Here is an 8426-nt window from a genome sequence, read left to right on the forward strand (position 1 = left end):
CCAGATAGCCGCCCGAGCCGTTGGGAACGGACTGGCCCATTTCGTCCACCACATCCACTGCGATTCCGGGCATGGCCACCTGGGCTGAGCCGGGCTTGCAGGCCGTCACGCCGGGCAGCGGTGCGATCATGTGTGCGCCGGTCTCCGTCTGCCACCAGGTGTCGACTATGGGCGCGTTGTTGCCGCCAATGACTTCCCGGTACCACATCCACGCCTCGGGGTTTATGGGCTCGCCCACCGAGCCGAGTACACGGATGGAGGAGAGGTCAAACTTCTTGGGGATGTCCCGCCCCCACTTCATGAAAGTGCGGATGGCCGTGGGCGCGGTGTAGAGGATGGAGACCTTGTACTTCTCCACCAGCTCCCACCAGCGGCCCTGATGCGGGGTGTCGGGCGTCCCTTCGTACATCAGCTGGGTGGCGCCGTTGACCAGCGGAGCATAGGTGACGTAGCTGTGCCCGGTGACCCAGCCGATGTCGGCCGTGCACCAGAACACATCTGTCTCGGGCCGCAGATCGAACGTGTTCTTGTGGGTGAAAGCTGTCTGCGTGAGATAGCCGCCGGTGGTATGCAGGATGCCTTTCGGCTTGCCGGTGGTACCGGAGGTGTAAAGGATGAACAGCGGGTGCTCGGAGTCATGCCCGACGGCGGTGTGCTCGGCGCTCGCCGAACCAACCACGTCGTCCCACCAGAGGTCCCGGCCTTCGATCCATTCCACAGGTTCGCCGTTGCGCTTGACCACCACCACATTGGTGACAGTGTGGCCCTCGCGCTCCAGCGCGCCGTCGACCGCTGGTTTCAGAGGGCTCGGCTTGCCGCGCCGGTACGTGCCGTCGGAAGTGACAACCAGCTTTGCCTCGGCGTCGTCAATCCGGCTGCGGAGCGCATCCGCGGAGAAGCCTCCGAACACCACTGAGTGCACGGCGCCGATCCGGGCGCACGCCAGCATGGTGATCACGGCTTCGGGGATCATGGGGAGGTACACGGCAACGCGATCACCCTTCGCAACGCCCAATGACAGGAAGGCGTTCGCGGCCTTCTTCACTTCCAGGGTCAGCTCCGCGTAGGTGTAGCTGCGGGTGTCGCCGGGCTCGCCTTCGAAGTGGATGGCCACACGGTCTCCGCGCCCGGCCTCGACATGGCGGTCCAGGGCGTTGTATGCAGCGTTGACCGTGCCGCCCACAAACCACTTGGCAAAGGGAGCATCGGACCAGTCGAGTGCTTCCGTGAAGTCCTTGTCCCAGGTCAGCAGACTGCGTGCCTGGTTTGCCCAGAACTCAGGGCCGTTGGCGGCCTCGCCATAGATAGACGGCTGGGCAACGGCTTGCGCCGCGAACTCGGCCGTGGGCGGGAACCGGCGCTCTTCATGAAGTAGATTCTCGAAAGCGTCACCGTGTTGTGTCTGCGTTTTTTCAGACATATTGAACCCCTCTTCGGCCGAATGGTCAGTGGCTGTGCGGGCCCGAGCGCGGCGGGCGCGCTGGACGGATCCGTGCGCCGGGCTGGTTATCAACACTATCTTCCGGTGCCCATACTATGTGCGTGCAGTCACATTGCCAGATGTGAAAGGTCATAATTCTGCGGTGAACGGTGGCCGATCCGGGTGGACGCGCGCGGATTGGCTAGAGAACCAAGTTTGGGTTGACTAGGGTGGAGTCAGGAAGTGAACGCGGATGACCGCGCTTGGTGCCTCTACAGCGGCCTGACGGCCGCCGTTACGAACGGAGACTCGACATGACCGAACCGCACACCGGCCAGAACGACGGCGGCAGCAGCAAAGTTCAGGATGCGCACCGGACGCCTCACACCCAGTCACCACAGGCAATGGCGGGCGCGGCCAATTCCACTGGAGCGGATCCAGCTTCGCGCACGGGGGCTGCCAGCGAGGCGCTGGTGGGCCCATTTACGCTGCGTGAAACGGTACTGGCTGGGTCGGTGCTCATCATGTTCATCGGAACTTTGCTGCCCTTCTTCGACAGCATCAATTTTTGGGCGTTCTTTCCGCTGTTCTTCCTGGCCATCGGAATTCTTCTGCCGGTTGCCGCACTTGGTCTCATAATAGCCCGCAGGCTCGGCTCCCCGAAGGTTCGGGTGGGGTCCTTGTCCGCCGATCAGTTTGCCTCTGTCATTGCGTCCTTCGCCGCGGCGTTCTTCTTTCTCCACACCGTGACTGATTTTGGTCTGGGACAACTAATTGGGCTTCTCGGATCCCTGGGCTTCCTGGCGGCAACCGTGGGCGGGCCGCTGATCCCACCATTTGCCTCCGATTTCAGTGGCCGCCCAGCCTCCGACGCGCACCGCGTTGCCCGCGACGTTGCGCCAGCCAAACCACGCGCACCGAAGCCCGTTGCGGCAGAGCAGGTCAAGCAGTGGAATGATCCGCAGCGCGAACAGTCCGGTGGGCCCACCCAGCACGGTGCCCAAGGCCAAGGCCAAGGCCAGGGGCCCTACGCTCCCGGCGGCGGGCAGGGTACGGCCGGAGTCCCCACTCATCTTGGACAGCCGGATCAGTCTCAAAAGTCCGGGACCGGTGCCTTCACGGGTGCGGCGGCAGCATCAGGTTCCGGGCAGCAGGCGCATCACCCGGACGCCTCCGCGGACCGTGGCCGGGACGGTTCCGTTCAGCGTGAGTTGTCCACCAACCCCGAGGCACCCACCCCGGATGCCCACCTCGACAGCGCGGTTTCCGCGGTCCCCGGAGTGCAGGACAAGGAATTGCCGAGCGCCGATACGGGCGAAAGCACCTACCCGCGTTCGGCTGATGAGGACTTCGCACCCCAAGCAGAGATATCGCGCGAACAGGCGCAGGAGCCTGCTGCAGAGCGGGAACAGCCCGCTCCGGAAACAACTGTTTCCCCACGAGTGCCGACTCAGAGCACGGAGAAGGCGTCGGTCGATTCCGGTCACGTTGAGCCCGCTCAGCGGGAAGCGCAGGAAACAGTCAACGACGCCGGCGCAGCGACTCATGCGCCGACGATGGCACAGCAGGTCGTCACGGGGCCGCAGGCTCAGGAGGATGAATCGATTTCCGCTACCCGGGATTCCGAGGACGAGCCGATGGTGGAGGCCTTCTGGTTCGCCGTGGGGACACCGCGCCCCGTGGTTGACGAGCAGTCCGGTGCCGAAATCTTCGTCCTGCAGCCCGGCGACTGGGAAGTGGGCATCGAAGACCGCGGCAACGAATTTCTTGTGCAGGACAAACGAAACGGCCGGATCGGCGTGATGCGGGATCTGAGCAACATCGAACGCGCGCCACGGGAAGGCTGAAGCCACCCAGGAAAGGGAGCCGATGGCCGTATCGCAGGATTCACCTGTTGCCGTGAAACGCCGTGCCCGCAGGATCAATCGGGAACTGGCGGCCGCCTACCCGTATGCGGTCGCGGAGCTGGACTTCCGGAACGTCTTTGAACTGCTTGTCGCGACGGTGCTGTCCGCGCAGACCACCGACGTACGGGTCAACCTCACCACGCCGGCACTCTTTGAGCGGTACCCGGACGCAGGGAGGCTGGCCGAAGCGGACGAGGCAGCGCTGCAGGAAATGATCCGTCCAACCGGCTTCTTTCGTGCGAAGGCCAAGAGTCTCCTGGCGTTGTCCACGAGGATTGTCGACGATTTTGACGGTGAAGTTCCCGGCCGGCTTGAGGATCTTGTGACACTGCCGGGCGTGGGGCGGAAGACTGCAAACGTGGTGCTTGGCAATGCTTTCGGCGTTCCGGGAATCACTGTTGACACCCATTTCGGCAGGCTTTCCCGGCGGTTTGGGTGGACCGGCGAGCAGGATGCCGTGAAGGTCGAGTCCGACGTGGCTGAGCTGTTTGAGCCGAAGGACTGGACCATGCTTTCCCACCACGTCGTGTTCCACGGACGCAGGGTGTGCCACGCCCGCAAGCCCGCATGTGGGGCGTGCCCCATCGCCGCGGCCTGCCCGTCCTATGGAGAGGGTGAAGTGGATCCGGACAAAGCCCGCAAACTGTTGAAGTACGAACTCGCGCCCGGCAGGGAAGAGCTCCGCGAGCGGATGATCCACGGTGAATCCCGTGCGCAGCTGCGTGCAGCGGGCTTCAGCCTGGGTGCATGAGCGCCTACGGTCAGCTCCGGGCATACGCCGATCGTGCGGCCCGAACGCGCACCCCACGGCAATCCCGTGAATCCTGGCAGCTCTGGGACCTGGACCCCGCAGCAGCCCGCCCGGCCGCTGTACTGGTTCTTTTTGGCACGCTTGATGACCGCCCTTCCGAATTCCACTCGGATGCTGTGCCCGACGATCTCGATGTGCTCCTGGTGGTGCGGTCAATTAACCTGGCCAAGCATCCCGGCCAGGTCGCCTTCCCTGGTGGTGGGATAGACAACGACGACGACGGCCCGGTCGCTGCCGCGCTGCGGGAGGCCCGGGAGGAAACGGGGTTGGACCCCGGTGGCGTTGAGGTCCTGGGTACTCTTCCCGAAGTGGGCCTGCCGGTCAGTAATTATATGGTCACTCCGGTGTTGGCCTGGTGGACTGCCCCTACGCCGGTGGACGTGGTGGACAGGAGTGAGTCTTCGCACGTTTTCCGGGCTCCGGTTGCCGATCTCCTCTCACCGGATTCCCGCTGCACGGTGATCATGCGGCGGCGGGGACTCAGCAGACGCAGCCCGGCCTTCCAGATCCAAGGGGTAACTGTCTGGGGTTTCACCGGGATTCTGCTGGCAGGGCTGTTTGATGGGCTCGGCTGGGAGCAACCGTGGGACGAGGCAAGGGAGATCGAAGCCCCCCGGTAAGCCGCCCCGGCACGTGGACCCTTGCGGTGCCCGGACCGGCCGGTTTCCCGCCGGCCGCCCGCGTCGGGTTGGTCACCCCAACTGCGACGTCAGCCATCCCTTCCACGGTTCTCTTGCGTGAGTTAGCCGCGTGGAGCCATTTCACCGATTTGAAGACCGTTGTGCCGCCCGCGGCTGTTGCTCCGGCAAAGCTGAGGAGCTGATCGAAGGTCTGCCCTCGAACGGCGAGGGATCCAAACGCCAGCCTGCGCGTCCGATAGACAGCGTCATTCAGGAGATACTTGAGCGGCCCGCTGGTGATCAGCGCTGCCAGCTTGCTGTCCAGCACCTTCCCTGCCGCCGTGGCGATCGGCCGTCCGGCCGTGATCACCGGAGCGAGCCGGCCCGCGCCGGGCAGATTCATCCAGAGGGCCGCACCCTCGGTGTTGCGCAGAAGGGCGGGAACCCTGCCCAGTGCAGGTGCTCTGGACACACCTTTTACCCCCAGGCTCAGGAATTGTCCGGTCAGCCGGCCAACACCGGGAACAGCTTGAACCAGGACCTTGGCGCGCAGCGCCATTGCCGCCAGGCGCCCGAGGATGTCGCCCACACGGGCAACCAGCAGACCAATCCGCGCCCCGGTCACCAAGGCACCGATTCCTGCAGCGCCGCCCAATGTAACAAAGCTGAGTCCCGCGCTGATGGCGGCCACCGCCGCGCACTCGCTGACAAACGCCGCCGTCTCGGCAACCAGCTCCGCGTGAGCTTCGTCCACGCTGGCTGCGTAAGTGTCGCAGGCCGTCCCGAGTTGCCTCGCCGCGTCGGTGAGTTCCGCCGCCGATGAGTCGGTGGCGATGGAGCGTTCCTCCAGCAGGCGAAGCTCCCACGCAGCTAAGCCCTCGATGGAAGAGCGAATCTGTGCGAGTGGACCCGTTCGCGTGCTCTCGAGGCTGTTGGCCAAGGAAGTCCATGCCCCTGAGGCGCCGCGCAGGGCTGCCGTGTCAGCGTTGGGCCACACCGCCCCAACGAGCCCGGCGACTACGTCCCAACCAAACGGGGGAGACATCCCGGGATGCACCGCTGCAGCCGACGGCAATCCTGGCATACACAATTCGTCCACTGACACCGGCATGAACGGTGTAATCAGCGCGGCGGCGCCGTGGGAGGCGACAAGCTCGGCGCGGATGTAGTTGCCCGCGGATGCGCTCAGTGCCCGGGCGGTGTCGGAGCACGCGAGGGCAAGCTCTCCGGTTGCCACGAGGACTTGCCCGGCGATGGGGTCATAGGCTGACGCCCAGTCAGCTCCGGAGGAATCCCATCCCGCCATTCCCGTTGCCCCAAGCAGTTCCAGGGACGTTCTCCGGGCCGCTGCCGATGTGTCGGCACCCGCTGCCGAAGCATACGAGGACGCTTCCACGTACCGGTCCGTGTCCACGGTCAGAATAGTCAAAGAGCATCCCCTCAGTGTTCTTGAGTACCTACTGAGACGATACGGGCGAGGCACGACCGGCCGCGACCGGTCGGCAATACATGGGGATAACCCGCTGCGACTGCTCCTCCACAGGTCACTTGGCTAGGGCGTACGAGTCAACCACCATGAGGTTGACGGTGAATTCGATCGGAATGTCGCCGAACATCAACCGCGTCGCCGCCACAGCCGCTTCGGTCACCATCCTGGACACCTCGGTCACCATCGCTTCGGGGACGTGGAGCATCACCTCGTCGTGAAGGAAAAACACCAGTTCCGCCCCCGGCGAGCTGACCGCGATCTGCCGCAGCCGACGTCGTAATTCAGCCAGCCAGCATAATGCCCATTCCGCGGCTGTGGCCTGGACCACAAAGTTGCGGGTAAATCTGCCCCTGGACCGTGCGATGTTGTCGGCGCGGCGTTGCTCCTCTGCGGTAGACGTGCGCTGGGTGGCTAGCCACCGCTCCGACGCCGGTGGGCACCCCCGCCCCAGGTAGCTGCTGACCACGCCGCCGGCCTCGCCCGTTCGCGCGGCGCTCTCCACCACGCCGATGGCCTGCGGGTAGGTGCGCGCCAGCTGCGGCATCAGGCGTCCGGATTCGCCGGTTGTGGCTCCGTACATGGCACCAAGCATCGCGATCTTTGCCTTCGCCCTGTCGCCGAACCCCTGGTCGGCGATCCCCTGGTACAGATCCAGGCCACGCGCGGCCGTTGCCAGCGCCGAGTCCTGTCCGAGTGCGGCGAGCACCCTGGGCTCGAGCTGCGCGGCATCCGCCACGATGAACGCATAACCCGGGTCCGGTCTCACGGCGTCGCGGATCTGCTTGGGGATCTGAAGCGCCCCGCCGCCGCGCGACGCCCAACGGCCGGAGACTACGCCTCCCACTACGTACTCAGGGCGGAATCGTCCATCGCTCACCCAGGTGTCCAGCCAGGTCCAGCCGTTTGCGGTGAGCAGCCGCGACAGTTTCTTGTATTTGAGGAGGGGCTCGATGGCCGGGTGTTCCTGGCGCTCAAGCTCCCACGACCGGGTGGTGGAGACTTCGATGCCCGCCCGGTGCAGCGCCCGCAACAATTCCTGTGGCGAATCCGGGTTGAAGCGAGGATTGTCCAACGCGTCACGCAGGTCGCCGGCCAATCGTTCGAGCTCCACCGGACGGAGGCCCTCGCGTGGCCGCGGGCCAAGCTGTGACACGAGGAGCTGCTCGTGGACATCCGCGCGCCAGGGGATTCCTGCTGCCTCCATTTCAGCGGCCAGAAGTGCACCAGCGGACTCAGCCGCCAGAAGCAGTGCGAGCCGCTGTGGATGGGACGAATTGGCTGCCGCGTGCTGTTGACCCGCAAATTCTTCCAATACTTCCGCGCAGCCCGGTCCAGCCGGCCCGCTGTCGGCTTCGAAAAGGCTGCCCTGCAAAGGTGACGGAGCGGCAGGGGGAAGCTGCCGGGGGAGGGCAGGATCATCCGCGTCATCGGGATGGTTGCCCAGCCCGCTGCTGTATGGCGTATGGGCGCTGAACAGCGAATGGCGGAGGATCTCGCGGGAGAGGGAGACGTCATGGCAGCGTTCGATGGTGACGCCCTGGTCCAGCAGGGACGGATACCAGGCCCGAGTCTCTTCCCACACCCAACGCACACCTTCCGCCTCGAAGCGGCGCACAGCCTCCGGCAGTTGGTTCGCATTGACGACGACGGCGTCCCCAGCGGGTGAGAACGAGGAGTCTGCGGGCTGCAGTTGTGCAACGGAATCGTCCGACGTTTCTCCGCTGCGGGTCGGAGCGGCCAGGACAATGTACATGGGTTCATTGTCTCCCGCCGCGCCCGTGCTGCCGGCTACTGCCGATCATTGCCGGGTTGCGGATTGTGGACAACTCCTCCACGTCGCTGGAGTTGTCCACATAGCAGCGAAAGATGTCCTGCCCACTGGTTTCCTTGGGCAGGCTGAAGCAATGTCGGAATCCTGGATACCAGCCCCCGAGTCAACCTCCGTGGTGTTGGTCAGCACGTCGCAGCCGCTCCGCGACGAGACCGCAAGGGTGGCCGCGGCTGCCGGGTTGATCCTGATTGTTGCCGCGAGCATCTCCGAGGCACTGTTGCAGCGCCCGGCCGTGGTGCTGGTGGATGCCGACTCTGCCGGGCAGCCGGCCACAGGCACCGACACCATAGTCGTAGGACTTTCCGGCGAGGAAAACTCGGTCTGGACCGCCGCGGCCCGCTGCGGGGC

7 protein-coding genes are annotated in these 8426 nt (G+C 65.0%); 4 read left to right on the top strand and 3 right to left on the bottom strand.

Translation table 11 applies throughout. The features are described 5' to 3' along the window. The coding region (locus Y708_RS23680; RefSeq protein WP_035775757.1) for an acetate--CoA ligase at window positions 1-1420 on the bottom strand (1420 nt) is incomplete at its 3' end. 314 nt (window positions 1421-1734) lie between these two features. Between Y708_RS23680 and Y708_RS0107705 the strand changes: the two genes are divergently transcribed. From Y708_RS0107705 to Y708_RS28260, 3 genes are read left to right on the top strand one after another with little or no spacing between them, the layout of a single operon-like run. Next, complete coding sequence (locus Y708_RS0107705) at window positions 1735-3267, top strand: hypothetical protein (protein ID WP_028279477.1); 1533 nt, start codon at window positions 1735-1737, stop codon at window positions 3265-3267. 22 nt (window positions 3268-3289) lie between these two features. Next, window positions 3290-4078, top strand: a complete 789-nt coding sequence (gene nth, locus Y708_RS0107710) for an endonuclease III (protein WP_028279478.1) — start codon at window positions 3290-3292, stop codon at window positions 4076-4078. Beyond that, the gene (locus tag Y708_RS28260; protein WP_081746579.1) at window positions 4075-4758 is read left to right on the top strand and encodes an NUDIX hydrolase; all 684 of its coding nucleotides are present in this window, start codon (window positions 4075-4077) and stop codon (window positions 4756-4758) included. Before nth ends, Y708_RS28260 begins: the two co-directional genes overlap by 4 nt. Here the strand turns inward: Y708_RS28260 and Y708_RS0107720 are convergent. Both Y708_RS0107720 and Y708_RS0107725 read right to left on the bottom strand, forming a co-directional pair. Then, window positions 4670-6187: a WXG100-like domain-containing protein gene (locus Y708_RS0107720; protein ID WP_028279479.1), complete on the bottom strand. Its 1518-nt coding sequence runs from the start codon at window positions 6185-6187 to the stop codon at window positions 4670-4672. The two genes, Y708_RS28260 and Y708_RS0107720, sit on opposite strands and share 89 nt — an antisense overlap. Window positions 6188-6302: 115 nt before the next feature. Next, the gene (locus Y708_RS0107725) at window positions 6303-8000 is read right to left on the bottom strand and encodes a bifunctional 3'-5' exonuclease/DNA polymerase (RefSeq protein WP_028279480.1); all 1698 of its coding nucleotides are present in this window, start codon (window positions 7998-8000) and stop codon (window positions 6303-6305) included. Between Y708_RS0107725 and Y708_RS29735 the strand changes: the two genes are divergently transcribed. Continuing rightward, on the top strand, window positions 7999-8426 hold a 428-nt coding region (locus tag Y708_RS29735), incomplete at its 3' end, for a hypothetical protein (RefSeq protein WP_162150455.1). The two genes, Y708_RS0107725 and Y708_RS29735, sit on opposite strands and share 2 nt — an antisense overlap.

Origin of the sequence: Arthrobacter sp. H5, assembly GCF_000520595.1 — a bacterium.
GTDB lineage: Bacteria > Actinomycetota > Actinomycetes > Actinomycetales > Micrococcaceae > Arthrobacter_D.

Coding starts and splice junctions, on each gene's coding strand:
- Y708_RS0107705 (WP_028279477.1), top strand. CDS start 1,735: ATGACCGAACCGCACACCGGCCAGAACGACGGCGGCAGCAGCAAAGTT.
- nth (WP_028279478.1), top strand. CDS start 3,290: ATGGCCGTATCGCAGGATTCACCTGTTGCCGTGAAACGCCGTGCCCGC.
- Y708_RS28260 (WP_081746579.1), top strand. CDS start 4,075: ATGAGCGCCTACGGTCAGCTCCGGGCATACGCCGATCGTGCGGCCCGA.
- Y708_RS0107725 (WP_028279480.1), bottom strand. CDS start 8,000: ATGTACATTGTCCTGGCCGCTCCGACCCGCAGCGGAGAAACGTCGGAC.